This is a genomic window from Psychrobacter pulmonis, assembly GCF_904846465.1.
Taxonomy (GTDB): Bacteria; Pseudomonadota; Gammaproteobacteria; order Pseudomonadales; family Moraxellaceae; genus Psychrobacter; species Psychrobacter faecalis.
Genome location: NZ_CAJHAT010000007.1, coordinates 1 through 24,264, shown reverse-complemented (window position 1 = coordinate 24,264; position 24,264 = coordinate 1). Strand labels below are relative to the sequence as shown.

At 44.7% G+C, this 24,264-nt stretch carries 19 protein-coding genes; 12 read left to right on the top strand and 7 right to left on the bottom strand.

All coding sequences use genetic code 11. The features are described from left to right. Positions 1 to 65 precede the first annotated feature (65 nt). Positions 66 to 2,792 (top strand): [protein-PII] uridylyltransferase, encoded by a 2,727-nt coding sequence (gene glnD / locus JMX70_RS11190; protein ID WP_201592144.1) that lies wholly within the window; start codon positions 66 to 68, stop codon positions 2,790 to 2,792. A gap of 164 nt (positions 2,793 to 2,956) precedes the next feature. On the opposite strand, the gene JMX70_RS11185 is transcribed toward glnD, so the two are convergent. Next, positions 2,957 to 3,625, bottom strand: coding sequence for a hypothetical protein (locus tag JMX70_RS11185; protein WP_201592142.1), 669 nt, complete (start codon positions 3,623 to 3,625; stop codon positions 2,957 to 2,959). Positions 3,626 to 3,938: 313 nt separating this feature from the next. On the opposite strand from JMX70_RS11185, the gene dapC reads away from it, so the two are divergent. From dapC to JMX70_RS11155, 6 genes are all read left to right on the top strand, one after another. Next, positions 3,939 to 5,213, top strand: a complete 1,275-nt coding sequence (dapC, locus tag JMX70_RS11180) for a succinyldiaminopimelate transaminase (RefSeq protein WP_201592139.1) — start codon at positions 3,939 to 3,941, stop codon at positions 5,211 to 5,213. Between the two features lie 258 nt (positions 5,214 to 5,471). Beyond that, positions 5,472 to 7,586 carry a DUF294 nucleotidyltransferase-like domain-containing protein gene (locus JMX70_RS11175; RefSeq protein WP_201592137.1) on the top strand — a complete coding sequence of 705 codons (2,115 nt, stop codon included), beginning with the start codon at positions 5,472 to 5,474 and terminating at the stop codon, positions 7,584 to 7,586. Positions 7,587 to 7,644: 58 nt separating this feature from the next. Beyond that, complete coding sequence (locus JMX70_RS11170) at positions 7,645 to 8,256, top strand: 3'-5' exonuclease (RefSeq protein WP_201592135.1); 612 nt, start codon at positions 7,645 to 7,647, stop codon at positions 8,254 to 8,256. Between the two features lie 65 nt (positions 8,257 to 8,321). Beyond that, positions 8,322 to 10,379, top strand: coding sequence for a D-alanyl-D-alanine carboxypeptidase/D-alanyl-D-alanine-endopeptidase (locus JMX70_RS11165; RefSeq protein ID WP_201592133.1), 2,058 nt, complete (start codon positions 8,322 to 8,324; stop codon positions 10,377 to 10,379). A 108-nt stretch (positions 10,380 to 10,487) separates the two neighbouring features. Continuing rightward, positions 10,488 to 11,012, top strand: coding sequence for an ABZJ_00895 family protein (locus tag JMX70_RS11160; RefSeq protein WP_201592131.1), 525 nt, complete (start codon positions 10,488 to 10,490; stop codon positions 11,010 to 11,012). 168 nt (positions 11,013 to 11,180) lie between these two features. Next, complete coding sequence (locus JMX70_RS11155) at positions 11,181 to 11,741, top strand: DUF421 domain-containing protein (protein WP_201592129.1); 561 nt, start codon at positions 11,181 to 11,183, stop codon at positions 11,739 to 11,741. Between the two features lie 166 nt (positions 11,742 to 11,907). Here JMX70_RS11155 and JMX70_RS11150 read toward each other — a convergent pair whose 3' ends face one another. After that, a complete protein-coding gene (locus JMX70_RS11150; RefSeq protein ID WP_144296396.1) occupies positions 11,908 to 12,354 on the bottom strand; it encodes a DUF2147 domain-containing protein in 447 nt (148 codons plus the stop codon). A 238-nt stretch (positions 12,355 to 12,592) separates the two neighbouring features. Here JMX70_RS11150 and rlmH point away from each other — a divergent pair, with 238 nt between their 5' ends. After that, complete coding sequence (gene rlmH, locus JMX70_RS11145; RefSeq protein ID WP_068406749.1) at positions 12,593 to 13,081, top strand: 23S rRNA (pseudouridine(1915)-N(3))-methyltransferase RlmH; 489 nt, start codon at positions 12,593 to 12,595, stop codon at positions 13,079 to 13,081. Between the two features lie 116 nt (positions 13,082 to 13,197). Continuing rightward, entirely contained in the window at positions 13,198 to 14,118 is a 921-nt protein-coding gene (locus tag JMX70_RS11140) for a DODA-type extradiol aromatic ring-opening family dioxygenase (RefSeq protein ID WP_201592127.1), read from the top strand. Between the two features lie 98 nt (positions 14,119 to 14,216). Here the strand turns inward: JMX70_RS11140 and JMX70_RS11135 are convergent, their stop codons facing one another. Together JMX70_RS11135 and JMX70_RS11130 are read right to left on the bottom strand one after the other, a co-directional pair. Continuing rightward, positions 14,217 to 15,710, bottom strand: coding sequence for an amidase (locus tag JMX70_RS11135; RefSeq protein WP_201592125.1), 1,494 nt, complete (start codon positions 15,708 to 15,710; stop codon positions 14,217 to 14,219). Positions 15,711 to 15,927: 217 nt separating this feature from the next. Continuing rightward, the gene (locus JMX70_RS11130; protein WP_201592122.1) at positions 15,928 to 19,209 is read right to left on the bottom strand and encodes a DNA translocase FtsK; all 3,282 of its coding nucleotides are present in this window, start codon (positions 19,207 to 19,209) and stop codon (positions 15,928 to 15,930) included. 571 nt (positions 19,210 to 19,780) lie between these two features. On the opposite strand from JMX70_RS11130, the gene trxB reads away from it, so the two are divergent. The 3 genes from trxB to JMX70_RS11115 all read left to right on the top strand — a co-directional run bounded on the left by trxB (position 19,781) and on the right by JMX70_RS11115 (position 22,183). Beyond that, on the top strand, positions 19,781 to 20,803 hold the full coding sequence (gene trxB / locus JMX70_RS11125; RefSeq protein ID WP_144298152.1) for a thioredoxin-disulfide reductase: 1,023 nt from the start codon (positions 19,781 to 19,783) through the stop codon (positions 20,801 to 20,803). Continuing rightward, positions 20,804 to 21,640, top strand: a complete 837-nt coding sequence (gene aat / locus JMX70_RS11120) for a leucyl/phenylalanyl-tRNA--protein transferase (RefSeq protein ID WP_201592119.1) — start codon at positions 20,804 to 20,806, stop codon at positions 21,638 to 21,640. 105 nt (positions 21,641 to 21,745) lie between these two features. Then, complete coding sequence (locus JMX70_RS11115; RefSeq protein ID WP_144298154.1) at positions 21,746 to 22,183, top strand: MerR family transcriptional regulator; 438 nt, start codon at positions 21,746 to 21,748, stop codon at positions 22,181 to 22,183. Between the two features lie 27 nt (positions 22,184 to 22,210). Here the strand turns inward: JMX70_RS11115 and rimI are convergent, their stop codons facing one another. The 3 genes from rimI to JMX70_RS11100 form a co-directional block, all read right to left on the bottom strand. Continuing rightward, positions 22,211 to 22,696, bottom strand: coding sequence for a ribosomal protein S18-alanine N-acetyltransferase (gene rimI, locus JMX70_RS11110; protein ID WP_201592116.1), 486 nt, complete (start codon positions 22,694 to 22,696; stop codon positions 22,211 to 22,213). Between the two features lie 293 nt (positions 22,697 to 22,989). Beyond that, the gene (locus JMX70_RS11105; protein ID WP_068404024.1) at positions 22,990 to 23,517 is read right to left on the bottom strand and encodes a peroxiredoxin; all 528 of its coding nucleotides are present in this window, start codon (positions 23,515 to 23,517) and stop codon (positions 22,990 to 22,992) included. 280 nt (positions 23,518 to 23,797) lie between these two features. After that, positions 23,798 to 24,264, bottom strand: a 467-nt coding sequence (locus JMX70_RS11100; protein ID WP_265088595.1) for an EF-Tu C-terminal domain-related protein, incomplete at its 5' end; no start/stop codon positions are given.

Sequence of the window (24,264 nt, the reverse complement as noted above, 5' to 3'; positions counted from 1 at the left end):
GTGATATTTGCATTCACCCATTTTTTTAGCGCCTCTATTTACAACCTCTTAATCGGATGCCCTTCATGTTTACTTGCGATGTCGCGACCATTGATTTGACACCTATGCCTCTATTATCAGACCATAGCACTACCACTGATAGCGCGACGTCGTTCAGTATTTCCGAACAGAGTATTGCTGAATGGCTGTTTCAAATCAATGACGATATCAGCCGCGAGCTCGAACGCGGCGTCAATATTCGCCAATTGGTAGCAGCTCGTGCTTGCGTCATCGATGAATTACTCATTGCGTTGTTCAAATGGTTTGAGCTTGATAAAACGGACTTAGCCTTATTTGCCACTGGCGGTTATGGGCGCGGTGAGCTGTCGTTATATTCAGATGTCGATATTTTGCTGCTAACGCCAGACGAGATTACGGCTGATAATAAAGAGAAAATCGATAATTTAGTGGCACTATTGTGGGATATTGGACTTGAGCCCGCTCTATCAGTACGCAGCGTCAACGAATGCTTGGAAGCGGCGCTCGACCACACCGTTGCCAGTACTTTACTAGAGGCGCGGTTGTTAGTTGGTAATGAAGCACTGCAAAATGCGCCCCATAAAATCATCAATATCCAGTGGTCGCCACGTGATTTTTATGAGGTAAAAATCGCAGAAGCAAAAGCGCGCTATTTGCAGCACAATGCGACTGAATATAACCTTGAGCCTAATATCAAAACGGCACCCGGTGGTCTGCGTGATATTCATATTATTGGTTGGGTGACCAAGCGCTACTTTCGGGTCAGTAAGCTTTATGACTTGGTGCAACAAAGCTTTTTGACCGAAAAAGAGTTCGATGAGCTTAACTTTGCCGAAGGTTATTTATGGCAAATCCGCCATTATTTGCATGAGCTGACTGGGCGCAATGAAAACAAGCTGCTATTTGATTATCAGCGTGAAATTGCGCAAATGATGGGTTATGAGACGCAGCCTGATGACCAACCAAATGCCGCCGTTGAGCGCTTTATGCGCGATTATTATCGCTGTGCGATGCAGATATCGACGCTGTCTGAGATGCTGACCAATCATTATTATGAGACCATTATCGAGCCGCAACTGCCGGATGAAGAACGACCAAAAAAACATCCGATTAACGCTCGTTTTAACCGAGTCGGCGAACAGATTGCAATATCGCATCATCGCGTCTTTGCTCAGCACCCTGAGGCGATTTTAGAAATGTTTTTGCTGATGGGTCAATACGGTATCAAAAACGTCCGTACCCATACCTTGCGTGCGTTAAAAATAGCGGCGCGCGGCATCGAACAAGCGTATAGAGACAACCCGTCGCATCAAGCGCTGTTTTTAGCCAATTTAAAAGAGCAAAACTATCTATTTCATCGCCTGCGTACTATGAATCGTTACGGCGTTTTGGGCAGCTATATCCCAGCTTTTGCGCAAGTGACTGGGCTCATGCAGTACGATTTATTCCATCGTTATACCGTTGATGCGCATACGTTATTTTTGATTCGTATTTTGCACCGCTTTACCGATCCGCGCTTTTTTGAGGACTTTCCACTGGTCAGCTCTATCTTTCAGCGTATCGAGCGCAAAGAGATTTTGGTGTTGGCGGCGATGTTTCATGATATTGCCAAAGGCCGCGGCGGCAATCATAGCCAGCTTGGCGAAACAGAAGCGATTGAGTTTTGTCTTGCTCATGGCATGAGTGCTGCGGACGCGCATTTGGTCGGCTGGTTGACGCGCTATCATTTGCTGATGTCGATGACAGCGCAGAAAAAGGATATCTCCGACCCAGAAGTGGTGACGCTATTTGCCGATTTAGTCGGCAACGTCACTCATTTAAACCATCTGTATGTGCTAACGGTTGCCGATATGAATGCCACCAATCCCCAGCTTTGGAACAGCTGGCGCGCGACTTTGATGAAGCAGCTGTATTCACAAACACGGCGTATCCTGCGCGCTGATATTGACGCCCCAACCAACCGCCAAGATATGATTAAAGCCACGCGCAAACAGGCGCTGGCGATGCTTGATAATGTCGATAATCAGCATATGAATCGCGATGAAGTTTTAAGGCTGTGGGATGACTTGGGCGATGAGTATTTTTTGCGCGAGATCGCAGAAGATATCTTGTGGCATACTGAAGCCATCTTAAACCATCCGCCGATAGGCCGCGCCTCCGATGCCAATAGTCAGCCCTTGGTCGTGTTACGTGAGCATCGCGAGCTGGCACTTGATGCGGTGCAAGTGTTTGTTTATACGCAAGATCAGGTCAATTTATTTGCCGTTACCATGGCGGTGTTTGATCAGATGAATCTCGATGTTTTGGATGCGCGTATCATTACCGCGACGCGAGATTTTGCCTTAGATTCCTACGTGCTGCTCGACCGCAGCGGTACGCTATTGGTTGATACAGACAGCCAACAAGAGCTTAAACAGCGCTTAATCGACGCCTTTAAAAATCCGACGGTGCCCAAGCTTACCAATAGAAAAATGCCGCGCCAGTTGCGACATTTCGATGTTGCTACGACGATTCACTTTGAGTTTAATGAAGCCTCAAATCAGCATATCATGAGCTTAGAGACGCTTGATCAACCAGGCTTACTTGCCCGCGTTGGTCAGGTGTTTTTACAACAACAAATTGAAGTGCATGCCGCTCGTATTACCACGTTAGGCGAGCGCGCAGAAGATATGTTTTACATCAGCGATCAAAACGATCAGGCATTATCGGCGGATAAACTTGAGACATTAAAGGCAGCATTGATAGCAAGCCTGAGCATTCGTAACGATGGTTAATTGCTATATAGCTGCTTATGTTAGAAGTTAATCGTTAGAAGCTAAATTATAAATACGAAAAATGCTTTATCGTTAACCTTCAACGATAAAGCGTTTTTTAAGACAAAATATCAACGATAGCTTTTGACCAAATATTTATAAGCTACTTATATTAAACGCATACTTTATAAGACGCTTTTATAAACCATCTCGCCTGCCATCTCTTTAAGCTCCTCATCGGCAAGCTCCAACGGCAAAATCTCTGCTTCTACCTGCTGCTGCCCAAGCATCAAGCGCCCAGCGTCTACCTCTCTTTGTAGCAGACGATGCAAACTGGCCAAATGAAATTCGCCGTCGTAGTACTCAAAGATTTGCTGTAAGGAAATCGGGGCTTTGGCATGCACATCATTGTAAAGCGTATCAGCGGCCAAAATGGTCATCTCGTTAAGCGCTTCTTCACGCAAGACATCGACTTGATTGATCTTATTTTGTAAATGCGTGGCCATACGGCCCTTAAAACCCAACATGACGATAAAAATCAGCGTCTGTACCGCAAATAAACCCATATACTGCCATAAAGGCAATGAGATGTTTGACAGTTTGCTCAGGAGCATAAGCACCATCGCCACCACCACATAGCTGACCAATTGCCAGAGCAGCCACATCATAAAGCTGTTATCGCCAAACCAAAACATCTGCCGCTCTTTTAACAGCGTCAACTGCTGCCGCGCCTGCCACCAATTGTGCTCGCGCTGTTTTAGTTGCTCGTATAGCTCAACACGCTGGCTACCCTCAAATTGTTGCACATTGATATCTTTAGCGCCACGCTCATCGGTTTTTAAAACACTAGACATATCAAGTTTCCTTAAATAATCTGTCGTTTTTGCGGACAGTTATTTCTTGCTTGGTTAATAAATGACGCTATTTTAATTTTATCTATACTTAATCACATGATTAAAATTGGCCAATCTCAATACGGGTTACCGTCTAAAAAACAAGCGCTATGCAAGGTTATTCACCGTATAAATTGCGCAAAACGCTGGTTTTACATTGACAATAAACCGTCTGAGAAGAAAAAAGACAAAAAATAAGAGAAGTGATACACTGCTCAAATGTAATTTTTCTTTATCACTTTATTATTAATTGTCTATTATAGTTAGCCTACCTATGAATCACAACTTGACGACTCTGCACCCTTATCCGTTCGCTAAGATGGCGATTTTACTCGCGGACAGTACGCCAGCCTATAACTATAGTGAAATTAAGCTCGGTATTGGAGAGCCAAAACACGAGCCGCCAGCATTTGTGTTGGACGTCCTACGCGAAAACTTGGACAAAATAAGCCAATATCCAACCACCAACGGGCTGTTTGAGCTGCGTCAAACCATCGCTCACTGGTTAGAAAAGCGCTTCTTTCTCAATCATCTCGACCCGCATAGCCAAGTATTACCAGTCATGGGTACGCGCGAGGCGATTTTTAGCTTGGTGCAAGCGGTTATTGACCATCCAAAAACCGTGTTGTCCGAAGACGAAGCCAATCAACTGCCAGCTCATAATCAACCAAGCGCGCAGCCATTGCAAAAAGCAGATGAAGCACCAACGATTGTGATGCCCAATCCGTTTTATCAGATATACGAGGGTGCTGCCATACTCGCGCAAGCGACGCCGTACTTTATGCCTTGCAGCATCGATAATGATTTTAAAGGTGACTATCGCGCGGTACCGAGGGACGTTTGGACGCGCACGCAGCTATTGTTTGTCTGTAGCCCAAACAATCCAACTGGCTCCGTCATGACCATGGATGATTGGGAACACTTACTGCGTTTGTCCGACCAGTACGGCTTTATCATTGCCAGCGACGAGTGCTATAGCGAGCTGTATTTTGATCGCGCGCCGATTGGCCTACTGCAAGCTTGCGCGGCACTTGGTCGCCATGACTTTAAAAACTGCGTGGTATTTCACTCTTTATCCAAGCGTTCAAACTTGCCCGGCCTGCGTTCAGGCTTTGTCGCCGGTGACGCCGATATTTTGCAGCCTTATTTGCAATATCGCACTTATCAAGGCTGCGCGATGCCGATACCGCATCAGCTGGCTTCCATCGCTGCTTGGGAAGATGAAAAGCACGTGGCGCAAAATCGAGCGCTTTATCAAGAAAAATTCGCCTTATGGATGTCAGAGCTTGGCGAATTGCTTGATTTACGCATGCCAGAGGCGGGTTTTTACTTTTGGGTAAAAGTCCCTGAGCAATTTAATGGCGACGACGAAATCTTTGTCAAAGCTTTGTATGAGCAAGCAAATATTCACGCGCTGGCGGGGCGTTATCTGTCACGCGAGGTCAATGGTAAAAATCCTGGGCAAGGTTATGTGCGTATTGCCTTGGTTGCTAGCGTTGAGGAAAGCCGCGAAGCCATTAGTCGCATTCGTAAACTGCTTGGCGCTTAAAAACTCACTCAAAAACTGAGCTTAAAATTTAGTCAAAGAACCTCAGCATTAAACGATAGATACGACCTCAAGACTTAGTATAGTATCAGAGATACCACATATACCCACAATATCATAATGGTTATATGTGGTTCTCTACTATCTCGGTTGCGAAGAGTGCTATAGTAGAAATAACGCGACGCTATTTTTATATTTCTTTAGCAGTCGTAAAATTTCTTTTTCCAAAATTTTACTAAATATGCCATCAAGGATGATGCCATGCCCCATCTTGATTTTACCCAGCCGCCCTTTGACGTATTAAGCGCAGCTGAACGTCAAAGTATTAGAAAAAATACCCAAATTCGTTATCTTGCTAAAGATGAGCGTTTATCTGCTGATGATTTAAGCTATTTTTATGTGGTCATTAAAGGACAAATTGAGCAACTGCTTGCTGGCGAATTTGTGGCGACTTATTTAGGTAGCAATCATACCGACCATCTAAATAGTAATGATTGGTTTGACAGTCGGCGGTTGCCAAAATCGTTTACAGAAGAGGATAACGAAGCAGCCACTTTCATACCTATAAAAAGTACCGTACCTATAAACAATGGCAAACCCAAAAATGAAAGTGACATATCGCCCTACGAATTTCGTGCAATTGAAGACACCCTGCTGCTGCAAGTAAACGGCGCCACCGTTGACAAAATCAGTGCCCAGAATCATTTAGTGCGCCAATTACTCTCAGAAGATTTACCTGAACGATTAAAGGCATTACAGCAGCGGCGCAGCGGGCAAAGCTTAGATGCTAGCTATCATGGCTATAATGAACAGCAAGAAGTCCAGCAAATCATGATGCAGCCGGTAATTGATGTCAGCTTATTACCCGTGCATATCATTGATGCCACCAGCAGCCTCTATGAGGCGGCACATATCATGACCAAAGCTGGGCTTAAGCATGTGTTGGTGCGGCCGCTCGACCAATCACACCCTGCTGACAAGCAAACACTAGATAATGATTTAAAAACAGATTTAGACCGAAACTTAGACCGAAATTTAGGCAACAACCTAGATAGCAGCTTAGTTACTGATAGCGCCAATACGCAAACTCTCAATAACTATTCTGGTCGTACATTAGGTATTTTAACCGATACCGATATCTGCCGCGCGGTAAGCGACCAGCAAAACCCTGCGACGACGCCTTGCCAGCGTTATGCGAGTTTCAATCTGCGCACCATTGATGCGGACGATGAGATTGGCGATGCGCTATTGACCATGACGCGCTACCGTATTCATAGGCTACCGGTGATTGATGCCAACGGCGAGGTTGCAGGCGTGCTTGGGCAAAGTGATATGCTCGCTCATATTGGTCATCATTCGCAGCTGATTAGTCTGCAGATTGAGCAAGCAAAAGATTTGCCGAGCTTGGCTACTGCGGTTGAGCTCATTGGGCGCTATATTCGCGCGCAGCACCAAAATGGTATCAAAATTGGTAATGTCAGCCGTATGGTACAAACCCTTAACGCGCAAGTTTTTACCAAACTGTGGCAACTTATCGTACCTGATGAAGTGATGGAAAATACTTGCGTCATCGTCATGGGCTCAGAGGGTCGCGGCGAGCAAATCATGCGTACCGACCAAGACAATGCGCTGATTATTCGTGATGGTTATAGCCATCCTGACTTAGCTCAGTTCGCTGAAACCTTTAACCATCATTTAGCAACTTTGGGTTATCCGCTGTGCGATGGCAATATCATGATGACCAATCCGATGTGGCGGCAGCCGCTCAAACAGTTTAAAGCGCAGATTAGCTTATGGTTTAGAAATACCGACCCGATACATAGTATTTATTTGTCGGCCATATTTGATGGCGAATATGTCTGCGGCGATGAATCGCTACTGACGAGTGTGCGCGAACATTTAAAAATTGCCCATCGCCAGTCAGATTTGATGTTTGTCCGCCAGTTCGCTCGTGCCGCTTTACAGTTTGGCGATGTCGGTCAATGGTGGCAAAAGTTTGTGCCGCTCCTTGGCGGTAAAAAAAGCGCCTACGATATCGATCTTAAAAAAGCTGGTATTTTTCCGCTGGTGCATGGCATTCGTACTTTAGCCTTAGAAAACGATATTTTTGATGCGCCGAGTAGTAAAGGGCGCCTTAAAGCCTTGGTGCAAGTGCGCGCCTTAAACCAACAGCGCGCTGACACTTTGCTTGAAGCATTAGAGTTTTTTATGGCGCAGCGTTTGTCAGTGGCGCTATCAACAGATGATAAGCATGCGCGGCAAGTTGATCCGACCACTTTATCGGCACTCGAGCGAGACTTATTAAATGAGTGCTTGGCCGTGGTCAAAAGCTTTAAGGGTCAATTAAGTCGCCATTATCAGCTAGAGTTTAATTAAAATAAATAAGTCAGTTGATAAGAACGCTGCGCGCAAAAATAAAGGGGAGCAAAATAAGATGCGTTGGCTAAAACAGTTATCGTCTCATTGGCAAAAAAACCATTTGCAGCGCCCTGAGCTGGCATCGATGTTTAATACACCTTTGGCTGATAAATGGGTCGCGATTGACTGTGAGATGACAGGACTCAATCCAAAAAAGCATCACCTGCTATCTATCGCTGCCATTCATATCAACGGCGATAGCATTGATACGGGTAACGGTCTGCATTTGGTTTGTCGGCCGCCAGTGATGCCTGATCGTGATACCATTGTGATTCATGGGCTGCGTACTGCCGATGTTGAGCATGGTATGAGCTACGATGAAATGCTGGCTTTAGTACTGCCTTTTATAGACAATCGACCGCTAGTTGGGTTTTGCCCGCAGATAGATATAGGGTTTTTGAATCCTTTGGTCAAGCGCTATATGGGCACCACGCTACCGAATAAGGTCATTGATATACGGCAATTATACATTCGGCGTATGGGCGATCGTACGCAGGGTATTCCTAATCAATCACAGCATTTGACCAATATTTTAGCGCATTATGAGATCCCAGAGCTCGGCACACACGATGCTTATAACGATGCCATCATGACAGCCATGGCATTTTTGCACCTACGCCAACGCTGATACTACGTGAAAATAGCAACTCATGTTACCATAGGCTGTTTTTGCCACCTGATGATAGACCGCTCATGCTACCCACTTCTAAAACTGATCACCGCCCTACCGTCTTTGCTAAATTAGCGCCTTTTTCTAAGCAACCATATACGCTCAATAAGCCTGCTCACTACCTAGTATCGCTGACCTTATTTGCGAGTGTTTTGCTAACGCCGCTATGTGCGCAAGCGGTTTTACCAGAAGCGATTCAGACAGCGCTTACGCGTGCAAACTTAAATGCGACCGATATTAGTATTGTCATCACCCCAGTCGGTGATAAAACTGCGAGCCGCTTACCTGCGCCTATGCAGGTGATTGATAGCCCTAAAGCCGCTAATCAGCCTGAATCGCTAACTACATATAGTGCTGCCGCAGAGCCTAACGGCATCCAAAAACAAACGACTCAAAATAGTAATACTAATGCTAAAGAAATAACGGTACATCAAAGCACTTTAGTGACGATTGAAAAACAGACGATTAAGCAACATGCAAGACAGCTGCATGCTTATACCGATGATCCTTATACCTATCAAAGTATAGAGAGCGTGCCACCGCTACTGCCCGATGACGCTTTAAAACCCGCTAAAAGTAGTAATGAAAATGAAAGCAGCAAAAACAATAACGACAAATCGACTGCTCATAATCCCGCTATCAAAATTTCGTTTTCACCGCTATTAAGCCATCAAGCCGATATTGCGCGCACGCCTGCCAGCACCATGAAACTGGTGCCAAGTTTTATCGCCTTAGATACGTTGGGCGCTGACTTTGTCTGGCACACCCGCGTTTATCATACGGGTATTATTATTGGCGATACGCTCTATGGCGACTTGATTATTCAAGGCAGTGGCGACCCAAAAATGACCCACGAACGCTTACAGCAACTGCTTTATAAAGTGCAAACGGCTGGTATCCGTCATATCAACGGCGATATTATCGTCGATAGTAGTGTGTTTAAAAACGTCACCAAAGACCCTGCCGCCTTTGACAACTCGCCGCTACGTCCTTACAACGCCAGCCCTGATGGTTTTTTGGTCAATTTTAGCAGCATCGGTATTAAAAGCTATCCGCTAGACAATACACGAGCCCAGCTAACTTACACACCGCAATTAGCAAATTATCAAATGCCAAGCATGATAAATATGCGCTCGGCTGCTTGCGGGCAAGCGCGTTATAGTATTGCGCCGCAGTGGCAAGCAGCACAATTAACGCTCAATAGCAATTTACCAGACAGCTGCGGCGAACATGCTTTTTATATCGCCTACCCTGATGCCAAAGATTTTGCCGCCCGCGTCATTGCCTCTAAATGGCAAACGCTTGGCAATACCTTAAGCGGCAAAGTCATCGCGCAAGAAACGCCTTATCATGCCGATAACCCTGCCAATAAACAGACAAAATCACCACATGGTTTGGCAGCTATTGCCATGTCGCCCTTGCCCATTGTCAGCTATCCTTCTTTAAACCTTACTCAGCAGATTTATGATATCAACCACTTCTCTAATAACGTGATGACCGAACAAGTAGCGCTTTCTATCGGCGCTTATAAAACAGATGTGAATAAAAACGACACGCATCAAGAAAGCGTTAATAAGCAAGGCACTGATACCGATAAAACAATTAACAATCAAGCAATCAGCTTATATCAATTTGGTCAGCCAACAGCGACCGACTATCCGCAAGCGCTGCAATCAATCAATCAGTGGTGGCAAACCAACTTGACTAGCCCACCGCCGCATTTGACCAATGGCTCAGGACTCTGCCGCGATTGCAGCATCAGTGCCGCGAACTTAAGCGAGCTGTTGACCTACGCATACAACCAACCAAGCTTTGATGCTTATGTGAGCTCGCTAGGCATTGCTGGCGTCAGTGGCACCATCAGCGCCCATAGTGACCGTTTACCCAAGTCGCAAGCCATCGGTCGCGCTTGGATAAAAACGGGTACCTTAAATAATGTCACCTCAATGGCAGGCTATGTCAAAGGTTTGTCTGGGCAAGACTATGTGGTAGTCGGACTGATTAATACAGATCATACGCTTAATGCCTATACTGCCCGTACCGTATTAGATAGCATGTTAGATTGGACAGCACAGCATTGATAACATTACTAATATCGACCACATTGATAGAAAGCATTAATAAAAATCAGCGTTCATGCTTAATATGTTTTAACACTCTATGCTTTACCCTTTATAAAGGTTATTTTTATGGCACGCAAACCAATGCAGCTTAGCAAGCGTCTTAGTCCAGCAAAAGATGGTCAAACAGCGGGCAATACTTCTAGCAACCTAAACGTAATGCCGCCTAAAATGGCGCCATATATCGGATTCTTTGCGGTGGGTTATGTTTTGGCCAGCGCCATATTTATGATGGTGCAAACCAAATTTGCCCTAAACTCACAGCTGGTGACTGTCGTATCCATCATCGTCGGCGCTTATATCGCGGTGCATAAATTTATTAAGCATCAGCAGCGTGCGCTAGATAAAAAAGAAATCAATCGCTTGATGTTTGGCGGCGTTGCGGTGGTTTGGCTACTAACGGTGATTTATTTCTTGGGTATTTGGTTTTTCTTGTTTGATGCCGTGAGCCGTGAGGTATTGACTGAAATGGCTATACAGCGACCGCTACCGCTGCTTTCGGCGTTGGTGATGATATTGGTGCTGAGCTTAGTCAGCGCGCGTCTTAGTATCTTGTTGATCAACCGTCTTCTTAATCCTAAGCATAGCCGCTAATTGTCAAGCGCCTTGAGCGCTCGCCATTATTGAGTACCTATAGAGACAAGCCAATACAAATTTTTTGCACTATTAATGATAAAATTCCGTTACGCTGTTTGTAGCCAAACCCTATTTGCTAGCGATAAAACAGCGGACAGTATTTTATGATTAATAGGAGTTCAAATCATGGACATGCTGCTTTTTGACAATATAGAAAAACTTGGGCGCATTATCTTAACAGCGGTCATGGTTTATACGTTAATTGTGTTAATTACCAAATTATCCGGCAAACGCTCGACCTCGCAGCTCAATAACTTCGACTGGATTGTGACGGTGATGATTGGCTCTTTGAGCGCCAGTACGATTTTACTCGAAGAAATCCCGTTTATCGAGGGCAGCGCCGCTATCGTGACCTTGTATTGTTTACAGTTTTTAGTGACTAAATATGCTTCTGTCTCAGCCAGTTTTAGTCATCTTATTTTATCGGAGCCGCGGATTGTTTTTTATCAAGGGCAATTCTTACCAGATGCCATGCGTGCTGAGCGCCTAACGCGTCAAGAGCTAGAAAGCGCGATGCGTTCTGAAGGGATGAATAGTTTTGATGATATCGAAGCCATTGTTTTTGAGTCAGATGCGACATTGACGATTATTCCAAAACCTACGCCCTCGGATAGTAAAAACGACGAGCAACAGAGTGATGACGGCGTATCAGAAACCATCAAACCGCTGATGTCAAACGATGATTAGGAAAGATGCTCTAAGCGCTTTAAGGTGATAGCGTTTTAAAATAAAAGCATTGAGTTAAAATCTAAAATTTAAAACATGAAAAAAGGACAGCACATATCAATCTGCTATCCTTTTTGTTTTACAAGCTTGCTTTATAAATTTTCTTTTATAAGAGCACTGGCAAAAACTACTTAATGCGTTGCCACGTTTGCGAGCGACCAAAGACAGGTGTACCGACATAACCGCGCAGTTTTAAGCTTTGGCCATTATCACTCAAGGTTAGCTTACCAGAGTAAGTTTTTCCTGATTCAGGGTCGACCAGCTTACCGTCACTCCACTGGTTATTACCATCGGCCTTTAAGCCTGACAATATTTGTAGGCCTTCAACCGGTTTGTTTTTTAAGCTGCCAGGGCATTTGGTACAAAGCGCGTCTGCCTTTTCTTTATTCAATACTTTGATGATTTTTCCTGAAACTTTACCACCGCTTTCGGTCAATTGAATAACGGCTTTTTTCTCGCCAGTTTTATCATCAATGGTTTGCCACTGCGTGCCGTTTAAAGAAGCAGCAAACACAGAGGTTGAGAGTAGCGCACCTGCGCTAAGTGCTAATAGGCTTGATATAGTACGGTTCATGAACGACTCCTTTCGTTTAAATAATATTGCAAACTATCTTATGCTCTATCAAAAAGACGGTACAGGGTTGCTTACGCTTTCTTTACCATTCAACGATAAGACTATTTAAAAAAGAACAACTGTTGGTCAAATGCTAGTAAAGCATAAAAAAATACTTTGTAAAAGGTCTGTTTGTTACAATAACTTAAGTGCAGAATCTTTTTGTTACATTTAACCCATTAAAAAAGTGGTCTATATTATGAAAGTAAGAATATTGAGTGTTGGAAATAAAATGCCCAAATGGGTACAAACCGGTTTTGATGAATATTTTAAGCGTATCCAGCCCATGCTTAATACTGAAATCGTAGAAATTGCCGCCGCTAAACGCGCCAAAAACCCCTCAGACGCCAATTTGGCGCAGTACCGTGAGCAAGAAGGTCAAGCGATATTGGCCGCTCATGCTGCGGCTGGACGCGAGCAATTATGGGTGCTCGACGTAAAAGGTAAAATGCTCTCAACCGAACAGCTGGCTGAAAAACTGGCTGATGGCATGCAGCAAGGCGATGATATTGCGTTGGTCATTGGCGGCGCTGACGGCGTATCGCCAGAGGTATTGGCAAAAGCAGATGTGAAATGGTCGTTATCGGCGCTGACGCTGCCGCATCCTTTAGTGCGCGTGGTATTAATGGAACAGCTGTATCGCGCCATGAGTATCAATCACAACCATCCTTATCATCGCGGTAATTAAAACCTTTATAAAAACAGTCATTTGCTATAAAAATCAACTATGCCCTATCAAAAATAATGGCGACGCGTCATGGTAAAACGGATTGAAATATAGGCGCGCGCCCTAATAAATGCACCATGAAACATCCTAAACCTGCGACACCTAAAGCCATGACCCCTGCCTCGCAACATAAGAGCGAGCGTCAAAATACAACAACATCCAAGCCCGCGCCCATTACCTCAGCGGCTGCTTGGACAGGCACGCCTGCGCTAGCAAGTGCTATAACGCCATCAAAACAGGCTAAACTGCCCGCATTATTTATTTCGCATGGCGCTCCGACGCTCGCCATCGAACAATCGGCAACCACCAGTGCGCTGGCACGTATCGGTCAAAACTTGCCCAAACCGCGCGCCATCATCATTATGTCAGCGCATTGGCAGTCGGCTAAGCTTGAAATCAGCAGCAATCCGCGACCAAAGACGTGGCATGATTTTTCTGGCTTTGCGCCCGAACTCTATGAGTTGCAGTATCCAGCAGTCGGCCAGCCAGCGCTTGCGGAGACATTGGCGCAGCAGCTAACGGCGCGTGGTATTACCTGCCGTGTAAACCCTTTACGCGTCAGTGACCACGGGGTTTGGGCGCCGCTTTTACACCTGTATCCTGAGGCTGATATACCCATCGTGCAAATATCCTTGCCACGCCATTATGACAGCATCGCTTGCTATCAGTTGGGTGCGCAGTTGGCGCAATTGCGCGCCGAGCAAATCCTTTTGATTGGCTCGGGCAATATCACCCACAATTTACAGGCATTACGTTGGCAAGCTGAAAGTATCGATGAGACCGCCAAAGACTTTAAAGTTTGGCTATTGCAGCAACTAAAAACGGATATTCCAAGCGCTTTAGATTGGCAGCAATATCCTAATTATCAAAATGTACATCCAAGCGATGAGCACCTATTGCCATTATTTTTTGCTTTAGGTGCCGGTCAACGCGTCTCTGTGGTGCATCAAAGCATGGCGCATCACAGTTTGGGTATGGATATTTATCGCTTTGATTAGTGCTTATCTACTACAGCCCCTAAACTTTTAATCAAAGCGTTTTTGCTAATCTCTACTTTTTAATATAGAAGTTATCAAAACTCTTTCATCATATAAAACTATTTCTCAAAAGCCGGTTTGGTAAACATGCCAGCACGCTCCATCTCGCCTGCGATACTAAATAGCGTCGTTTCATCATTCATGCGCCCGATCAGCTGCATCCCAATCGGCAGACCTTTTTTACTCATACCAACAGGTAACGACATTGCTGGTAAGCCGGTGACATTACCCAAGATAGTAAAGCCCATTTTACCAAGTACTGGGGCGCTGAGCTTTTCAATCATACCTGAGCTAAAAGCAAATCTGCCCATGTTAATGCCTTTATTGAGCAGGCCTGCGCTGCGCATCAGTGTTTCATCCATACGGCTTGGCGGTAGTACGCCATGCTTGACCGCAGGCGTTGGAACGGTCGGGCATAAAATCATATCGTAGGTCTCAAGCAGCAAACCTGTTTGGTATTGGCTATCGTGCCAGCCATGCTTAGCGTGGGCTAAATTAACGGCGGATAATGAGCGCCCAAGCATCGCCATATTATAAGTCTGCGGCTCAAGGTTTTGGATATGCTGCGCGCCGTAACAACGCTCGATATTATCAATGGTAAAAGCGGTATGGGCACAGACCACCACTAAAAAATCATGCCAAAATTGCTCAATATTAATATTTGGCTCAGCTGGGACCACACGATGACCCATGGCTTCTAGTTGCTTCGCGGTTTTTTCTAATACGGCAAGTACTTCTTTATCGACCTCTGTATTGGCAACCAATGGCTGTTGATGCAGGGCGATGGTTAATTGCCTTGGCGCGCGCATGGCTGCTTGCAAAAAAGTCCCATCAGGCGGTGCAATGACATAAGGTGCACCGATTTCCGCGCCGCTTGTCGCATCAAGCATCGCCGCACTATCGCGCACACTACGCGTAATCACATGGTCAGCGACAGCCCCTTCCCAGCCCTCGCCAATTTTTGGGCCCATAGGATTACGGCCTCGACTAGGCTTAAAGCCAAACACGCCGCACCATGCCGCTGGAAAGCGTATCGAACCACCGCCGTCACCTGCGCCTGCCATTGGCACGATACCACTTGATACCGCTGCGGCACTACCGCCCGATGAACCACCAGAGCTATAGCCTTTTTTAAAGGGATTGTGTGTGACGCCATGAGCTTTGGGCTCAGTAGTGATAATCAAACCAAATTCTGGGGTATTGGTTTTACCAAAGGTATTGACGCCTGTGGCTTTCATTCGCTTAACAATTTCGCTATCACTTTCTGACATAATATTGACGCTACGACTGCCCATCGTAATTGGCTCACCCTCAAAATGAAACGATAAATCTTTTAAGAGATAAGGCACACCGTTAAATGCACCTGCTGGTAAGCCTTTTTGCGCTGCGGCATAGGCACGCTCATCAAAGCGATGAATAATAGCGTTTAATTTTGGATTGAGCTGATTGGCTTGATTGATAGCTGCATCGAGCAATTCCTTAGCGCTCACTTCGCCTGCATTGACCAGTGCTGCCAAAGCCATGGCATCGTATTGGGTATACTCTTTAAACATAACTAACCTTCCTTGGATAACAATTGAATTCAGATTATTCTTAAATTTTATGCTTATTTATCTTATAATCAATCATCAGTTTAGTATAAAAAACTGCTGTTTAGCATTGATAAATAAACTCAATAGTCATTTGGCTGCAACTGCCATATTATTTTCCCATAAAAAAAACGAGCTACATTGGTAACTCGTTTTTTTGTTCTTCAATCAAATTTAAGTGCTACATCAACAGCTCGCGCTTACCACTTTTGCCCATAGAGCTGACCAAGCCAGCCTCTTCCATCGAGTCAACGATACGCGCCGCGCGGTTATAGCCGATGCTAAATTTCCGCTGGATACTAGATGCTGATACTTTACGCGTTTCCATTATAAAAGCCACGGCATCATTATATAAATCGTCATCTTCGCCAGAGGCATTTGCGGCACTACCGCCGCCACTGGGACTCGATAGCTCAAAGTTGCCGGCCATATTATCAATATAATCGGGTGCGCCGCGTTCACGCCATGCATCACAGACACGGTTGACCTCTTCGTCACTGACATAAGCACCATGGACGCGGTCGGGCTCAATTTGCCCAGGGCCTAAGAACAGCATATCGCCGTTACCAAGCATGTCTTCTGCGCCCCCGCTATCCAAAATCGTCCGCGAATCCACTTTTGAGTTTACTCGGAGCGCAGCACGCACTGGGATATTGGCTTTAATCAAACCCGTGATAACGTCAACTGACGGACGCTGAGTGGCAAGCATCAAGTGGATACCCGCAGCCCGTGATTTTTGCGCTAATCGTGTAATAAGTTCTTCGGCTTGCTTACCGACCTGCATAATCATATCGGCAAACTCATCGGCGACAATAACAATCATCGGTAAGGTTTTAAGCTTAGGCGCTTGGCTAATACTGACGCTGTCATTCGGACGCCATAAAGGATCAAGCATTGGATTCCCAGATTTTTCAGCTGCGATTACTTTTTTATTAAACTCGTTAAGTTTACGCACTTTTAATAAACTCATCAGCTGATAACGGCGCTCCATCTCTGCCACGCACCATGACAAGGCGCTGGCCGCTTCGGTCATATCAGTGACGACAGGTGTGAGAAGATGCGGAATATCATTATAGTTGGCAAGCTCGAGCTGCTTTGGATCAATCAAAATCATACGCAGCTCATTTGGCGTATATTTGAGCAGCATCGACAGTAGCATCGAGTTGACCAAGACCGATTTACCAGAGCCTGTGGTACCAGCAACGAGCATATGCGGCGCGCGCGCAAGGTCGGTGATAATCGGCTTGCCGCCAATATCTTTACCCATCGCCATACTAATTTGCGCCTTAGGATCTTTAAATTTTTCCGTATTTAGTAGCTCAATCAAACGCACCATTTCGCGCTTTTTATTGGGCACCTCGATACCGATATACGGCTTACCCGGAATGACCTCGACCACCCGCAACGACGCCATCGATAGCGAACGTGCCAAATCGCGTGAAATACCCGTCACCTTGCTGGCTTTAACGCCAGGCGCAAGCTCTACTTCAAAGCGCGTTACGACAGGGCCTGGAATGGCATTGACCACGTTTGCTTTGACGTTGAATTCTTGCAGCTTAATCTCTAACAACTCTGACAATTGCTCGAGCTCAGCGATGGTATAGCTTGGCTTACGGTCAGGGTCTGGCTTATCTAAAATCGACAGCTCTGGAATCGGTGTCAGGCTACTACGATAAGCGGCGGTTTGCATCGAGCGTGATTTTTGACTAAAAGCGGCATCATCACTGATATGCGGCATCACTGGCAGATCAGTGTCGTCAGCTCTGCTGTCATCTTCTGGCACCATGTCGGTAATATGATTGCTGCTATCACCCTCTGGCACTGCAAAGCTTACGGTCGGTTTAGCGGCCGCCGGAGCAATATTGGTCACCGAAGTACCAGTGTCCACCGTCGGTGCTAATTTTGGATTGGCAGGCGGGGTATTGGTCGGCGTCATGTCAACGGTTTCACTGATTTCATCGGCTGGAGCAGCGTTATCTGTTTGCCAGTCTTTCGTCACTTCATGTTGAGTTGACAGCACTTCATGTTGAGTTAAAGGCTCAGAGTTATCGGTAAACTCAGAGTCTTCGATAGACCAAGCTTCAGAGAAGTCATCCATTGAATCATCAATGTCATTACCGTTTAAATCCTCTGCTACCTTTTGCTCCTTGGCGAAAGAGGTCTGCATTACTGGCGCTTCAATGACGGTTTGTTTCTGTTCTACCTTAGACGCTACTGGCACTGCGGCGTGTTCTGCTAACCACGCATCTGCTAAGTTATTAACTTCTAAGCTATCAACTCCTAAATCAACGCTTTCTGTCATTTCATCTTCATCAGCAATATCATTAATGTCATCAAAAGCAACAGACGTAGCAGCAGAATCGTAACCAAACGTCTCTTGCTCAGCCATTGCTTCACGCGCCAACAAGTCCTCAACCGTATCAGCATCGTTCCAAGCAAAACTTGGTTCAACTTTACGTGCAGGAGCGGTAATAGAATTTACAGTAGCTATTTTTATAGTAGCTGTTGACGCTTGCGGCTGATGGACGTGTTTGAAACTACTTGTATTCGCAGAAGCTGGTTGCAATTGACCATCTTGCGCTGCGCTATTCGTTGCCGTTTGTGCTACTGCTGCCGCCGCTGACATAGACGCTTTAACGCTAGCACCAAGACCTGACGTCGCCAAAAACTCTTTTAATACGTTGTTAAAACGACCATTTTTATCTGCTGTTTGGTTGTCATGAGCGTGATTAGCCGCTGGCAAATCCAGTGGTAACTGCTCAAAACCTTGCGCCGCTTTTTCATCGCTCGCACTTTCATCATTTTGCTGTTGCTCAGACGCTGTTGGTGCAGCTTGTCTATTTGCTCGCTTACTCTCATTCCCTTGAGCCGCATTGTCTTGAACCGCAGTATCACGCCATGACCACGTCTTAATTTTCTGATAAATCGCTAACCAATGAATATTAAAAGCAAATGTGGCAGTAATCACCACAAATACCGTCAAGAATATTACACTACCCCACTGCGATAATAATTGTGCCAAACGTGCTTGCAGCTCAAGCCCAATAATACCGCCAGCAACCCCTTTTAGCCCTGATGTCATCGGGTCTGCCACTTGCTGTACTAGCGCTACCAATTGCGCAAATAAGGCGCTGGCACTTAACAGCAGAAATACATAAGCCACGACACGTAATAACCAAAACGTTGGTTTATTATCCCACCAAATCAGCACCGACTCATAAACCAAAAACGCCAGCAACCACCAAGCACCAAACCCAAAGAAGCTATAGAGCAAATCTGACAGCCAAGCGCCCATCTCGCCGCCCATGTTATTCACGGTCGTCATGTCACTGCTGATATGCGACCAGCTCGGATCGTTACCCGTATACGTCATCAAAATGACGAACAAATAAACCGCCAGTATTAACCCAAGCAGGGTAAATATGCCCTTTTTTAAATACTCAATAAGTGGTGCTGATATCACGTAAGATCTGCCTTGTTGTCAATACTCGTTGCTAATGCTCGTTCGTGCTGGTTATTAATATAAATGGTTGCTAGCTTATGATTGGAATTTTTCATGTTGAAATGATTTTCTACTATTAAGTGGCACTATATAAATACCATTATAATTTGATGCGCTATTCACTGACCACTACGCTTGCATAACTTCTTATAATAACAAATACATAGGCGTAGTGGCGACAGTGTTATCAAGAAAGCGCAGAAGAAAATCAATTATTAAGCGGTTGAGCAAAAAATGCAGTCATTAACCGAACATTCGCCACACCTTTCAGTAATAAACCAGTATGCAATGAAAAAGTATGCTTTCATTTTAAGAGCAGTTTTTAAGCGCTCCGTGCTTTGATTCTAATGATACCCATATTCATTTTAGCAAACTTGCACTTTTTGCCCTCAGCCCTTATGTTATTATCACACAGCAATAAGAAAAACCATATTCATCGCGATTTTAGCGACTATTTTTTATAACATTTATCATTTGTACCACGTATTTTAATTTTTATATTTCTTATTTAGATAGCAAGCAAGGAAATTTTATGGCAACTGATATCACGGCTCCGCGCCACGAAAAACTCATTATTTTAGGCTCAGGCCCTGCCGGTTACGCCGCTGCCGTTTATGCAGCACGCGCCAACCTAAAGCCTGTTATGGTCACGGGCTTAGAGGTTGGCGGGCAGCTAACCACGACTACTGAAGTCGATAACTGGCCAGGCGATGCCCATGATTTGACCGGTCCTGCGCTTATGGATCGTATGAAAGCCCATGCCGAGCGCTTTGGTACCGAACTGGTCTACGACCATATCAATGAAGTCAATTTGAATGAGCGTCCTTTTACGCTAATCGGTAATAACGGTAGCTATACTTGTGATGCCTTGATTATCTCAACGGGTGCTTCTGCGCAGTATTTAGGCTTAGAGTCAGAAAACAAATTCCGTGGCCTTGGCGTATCAGCTTGTGCCACCTGCGATGGTTTCTTTTATAAAAACCAAAAAGTAGCAGTTATTGGTGGTGGTAATACCGCCGTTGAAGAGGCTTTATACTTATCAAACATCGCCTCTGAAGTGACGCTAGTCCATCGCCGCGACAGCTTGCGCTCTGAGAAAATCCTACAAGATAAGCTATTTGAAAAGGTTAAAAACGGTAACATCAAAATCGAATGGAACCATAAAGTTCGCGAAGTCGTCGGCGATGATATGGGTGTCAATGGGTTGGTCATCGAATCGATGCTTGATGGCAGCACCAAGCAATTAGACGTATTTGGCATGTTTGTCGCCATTGGTCATAAGCCAAATACAGACTTGTTCAAAGGCCAGTTAGAAATGAAAGATGGCTACTTAATCGTTAATAGCGGTCTAAATGGCAATGCCACCCAAACCAGTATCGAGGGCGTATTTGCCGCGGGTGACGTCGCCGACCACGTTTATCGTCAAGCCATTACTTCGGCGGGTACTGGCTGTATGGCAGCGCTTGATGCCGAAAAATATTTGGACGCTATGGGTGAGACAGTCGCTCGTGACCACACTTATGCTTCCACATTGACTGAAGATAAAGAAGCATAAATGAGCGATTTTGCTAAAGATAACGACCGCATTGATATTAATGCGGCTGCTATAGCGCCTAAAAACTTTCGTCAATACATAAAAAGTCTTGGGCGTTATAATTTTCCTGATCCTGCGATGGTGGACCCTGATGGCATCGGTATCGTTGCTGTCGGTGGAGATTTATCACCGGAAACGCTAATTTCAGCTTATGCGCAAGGATTATTTCCATGGTTTAATGAAGATGACCCTATCGCTTGGTGGTGCCCTGAGCCGCGCTGCGTCATGGTGCCAACGGATTATAAGCCGAGTAAATCACTACGTAAACAAGCGGGTCGCGAACGTTGGCAGTTGACCCTCAATCAAGCGTTCGATGATGTTATCCATGCTTGTAGCTTACCGCGTAGCGATGGTTTCAATGCCGCGCTACCCGAGGGTGAACATACTTGGATTCATAGTGAAATGATTGACGCCTATACTGAGCTACACGCGCAAGGCTTTGCGCATAGCATTGAGGTTTGGGACGATAAACAGCATCTAATTGGCGGTTTATATGGCTTAAAAATAGGCGGTATTTATTTTGGCGAATCGATGTTTCATGTTGCTTCAAATGCTTCAAAACTCGCTTTTTGGGGCTTAATGCGTTTATGTGAGCAAAGCCATGTCGAATTGGTAGACTGTCAGCTACCAAACGACCATTTATTAAGTTTGGGAGCTGAAATCTTGCCACGCGCTAAATTTTTGCTAGAGCTAGATACTTTAATTGGCAGCCGTTCAGTCAAATGGCAAAAGGACTCTCATCAATCTTTAGCGGTCTCACTTCTCGATAAACCTCAGCCTTGGCAATTGAAAGTATAAAGTAAACTTAAATAAATCTATTTATAGTTAAACATAGTAACGAATAATGCTTGCTATCATTTTTTACACAATTAGTAATTTAGGTCTTTTACTTACGAGGTCAGCATGGCACCCGACACAGCGTTTTTATTGATTGGCACACTAGCGGCGCAGGCCAATACCACCAAAGATACCATTCGTCATTACGACCAATTGGGGTTACTAAAATCTCGCAAACGCCAAGCAGGCTCCCGGCTTTATACCGAATTTCATCCCGAATGCGTCGAGCGTATCGAGCTCATCAAAAGTGCTCAAGCCATTGGTTTTACATTAACTGAAATCAAAGACAGCTTAAATGATTATTACGATGGTCAACTTGATATTGATTTGCAGCTAAGCCTTACGGAGCAGAAATTGGCGCAAGTTAAAAAACAGCAAACGACAATTAATCTGATGATAGAAATGTTGGCTGAACGCATCGAGGTGCTTGAACGCATGAAAACCGATAAAAATTATCTCTCTAATATCGAGATATGCAAAAAGAAAATACCGCCGCAAGCATAATTTAACTATTCTCTAAACAACCCATTGTTAATCGTAAAATCGCTGCATAATCAAGGCATCGATAGCGGGCCGATGCGGCAGTTGATAATAACTCTTTCGCTTATGAATGACGACAAAACCTTGCCGCTCATATAAAGCAAGCGCTGGTGCATTATCTGCGCGCACTTCTAATAATAAGCTCTCTACCTTATTATTTATTAACTCATTATTCAATGTAGCAAAAAGCTGCGAGGCAATACCTTGACGCTGATAATCAGGATGGGTGCCGATACGTAATATCTCTGCTTGCTCAAAAACCACTTGATATAAACAATAACCAACGATCTTATAGCCTGCTTCCTCTTCTGGTTTATACACTATCATTATATGCGTACTATCTTGCGCGAGCATCTCAGCCAATGTCTGCTCAGTCCATGCGTCGTGCGGCTGTACGAGCGTTTCAATATTTGCGACTGCTTGAAGCGCTTGTTGTCGCTCTGAGGTATTGGTTGCTAATTTCTTTATAATAAACACCGCTTTTCCTTTTATTTTTCTTATGCCTTAACGGCTATGTTAGCGTAATTTTTAAACTTATTCATAAATGATCTTCTATATATGTCATAAATACATACGTAAGCTGCCTATATTCAAAGATATCTTAGACGTTTAGTTTAATACATCCAAAAATCTTTATAGAAGCCATAAAAAAACTGCTTAGCCCTTATATTTAAGGATTAAGCAGTTCGACAGTATTTAAGCTTCAGTATTCAAGTATTTATCGACGCCTGATGATACCCATCAAACGTCAATGTACTTAAGGATTGTGATTAAGCATTACTTTTCAGATATTCTAACATGGTATCTGCATCTGATACTTCAAATGGGTCTGTTGGACAGTTGTCATCAAAACCCGCTTCTTTAAACACTTTTTTGATTTCTTTATTATCGACATACATCGAATACCGCCATGAGCGCATACCAAAGCCAAGATTGCTCTTATCAACCAGCATGCCCATTTTACGAGTGAACTCACCATTGCCGTCAGGAAGCAAGAAAACGTTTTCACGGTTTTGCTTTAGGCCCCATTGGTACATGACAAAGGCATCATTAACAGAAATGCAAACGATTTCATCTACGCCTAACGCCTTAAATTCATCGTAAAGCGCTTCATAACGAGGTAGATGGCTGGTCGAACACGTTGGCGTAAAAGCACCTGGTAGAGAGAAAACCACCACTTTTTTATTGGCAAATAACTCATCTGTGGTTAGGTCATACCATTTAAATGGGTTGTCTCCGCCGATAGACTCATCACGAACACGAGTTTTGAAAGTCACATCAGGTACATGGGTAATCATTATTTACTCCAATTTAGGTTATTGTGTTTTTATTTTTAAAATGCTACCGCTATATAATAAAGGTTATAGTTATCTATAAGCAAATCTTTAATCTACTATATATGAAGCAGTCCTTATAATTTATAGCTTTGGAATTTATTTTTTAAAATTAAGAACAGACCCTATTATTTAACCCCTTATCCTCATTCACACCTCACAAAAAAAGCCACCCTTAATCAAGGATGGCTTTTTTCTTACTGCTTAACGCTTAGATAACTCTATAGCGTTAGGGTTTTGATGCTTAGCTAAGGACGTTAGCAACAACACCAGCACCTACGGTACGGCCACCTTCACGAATTGCGAAGCGAAGACCTTTGTCCATAGCGATTGGGTGGATAAGCTCTACGCCCATCTCAACGTTGTCACCAGGCATTACCATTTCAGTACCGTCTTGTAATTGGATTGCGCCAGTTACGTCAGTGGTACGGAAGTAGAACTGTGGACGATAGCCGTTTAGGAATGGTGTGTGACGACCACCCTCTTCTTTTGACAGTACGTATACTTCGGCGTCAAATTTAGTATGAGGGGTGATTGAACCTGGCTTGGCTAGTACTTGGCCACGTTGTACGTCTTCACGCTTAGTACCACGTAGTAATACGCCACAGTTTTCGCCTGCACGACCTTCGTCTAGCAGTTTACGGAACATCTCTACACCAGTACAGGTGGTTTTTTGGGTGTCACGGATACCGACGATTTCGATTTCGTCAC

What these genes read in the sequence shown, in the direction of transcription:
- glnD (WP_201592144.1), top strand. Translation starts at nt 66, where the DNA reads ATGTTTACTTGCGATGTCGCGACCATTGATTTGACACCTATGCCTCTA.
- JMX70_RS11185 (WP_201592142.1), bottom strand. Translation starts at nt 3,625, where the DNA reads ATGTCTAGTGTTTTAAAAACCGATGAGCGTGGCGCTAAAGATATCAAT.
- dapC (WP_201592139.1), top strand. Translation starts at nt 3,939, where the DNA reads ATGAATCACAACTTGACGACTCTGCACCCTTATCCGTTCGCTAAGATG.
- JMX70_RS11175 (WP_201592137.1), top strand. Translation starts at nt 5,472, where the DNA reads ATGCCCCATCTTGATTTTACCCAGCCGCCCTTTGACGTATTAAGCGCA.
- JMX70_RS11170 (WP_201592135.1), top strand. Translation starts at nt 7,645, where the DNA reads ATGCGTTGGCTAAAACAGTTATCGTCTCATTGGCAAAAAAACCATTTG.
- JMX70_RS11165 (WP_201592133.1), top strand. Translation starts at nt 8,322, where the DNA reads ATGCTACCCACTTCTAAAACTGATCACCGCCCTACCGTCTTTGCTAAA.
- JMX70_RS11160 (WP_201592131.1), top strand. Translation starts at nt 10,488, where the DNA reads ATGGCACGCAAACCAATGCAGCTTAGCAAGCGTCTTAGTCCAGCAAAA.
- JMX70_RS11155 (WP_201592129.1), top strand. Translation starts at nt 11,181, where the DNA reads ATGGACATGCTGCTTTTTGACAATATAGAAAAACTTGGGCGCATTATC.
- JMX70_RS11150 (WP_144296396.1), bottom strand. Translation starts at nt 12,354, where the DNA reads ATGAACCGTACTATATCAAGCCTATTAGCACTTAGCGCAGGTGCGCTA.
- rlmH (WP_068406749.1), top strand. Translation starts at nt 12,593, where the DNA reads ATGAAAGTAAGAATATTGAGTGTTGGAAATAAAATGCCCAAATGGGTA.
- JMX70_RS11140 (WP_201592127.1), top strand. Translation starts at nt 13,198, where the DNA reads ATGAAACATCCTAAACCTGCGACACCTAAAGCCATGACCCCTGCCTCG.
- JMX70_RS11135 (WP_201592125.1), bottom strand. Translation starts at nt 15,710, where the DNA reads ATGTTTAAAGAGTATACCCAATACGATGCCATGGCTTTGGCAGCACTG.
- trxB (WP_144298152.1), top strand. Translation starts at nt 19,781, where the DNA reads ATGGCAACTGATATCACGGCTCCGCGCCACGAAAAACTCATTATTTTA.
- aat (WP_201592119.1), top strand. Translation starts at nt 20,804, where the DNA reads ATGAGCGATTTTGCTAAAGATAACGACCGCATTGATATTAATGCGGCT.
- JMX70_RS11115 (WP_144298154.1), top strand. Translation starts at nt 21,746, where the DNA reads ATGGCACCCGACACAGCGTTTTTATTGATTGGCACACTAGCGGCGCAG.
- JMX70_RS11105 (WP_068404024.1), bottom strand. Translation starts at nt 23,517, where the DNA reads ATGATTACCCATGTACCTGATGTGACTTTCAAAACTCGTGTTCGTGAT.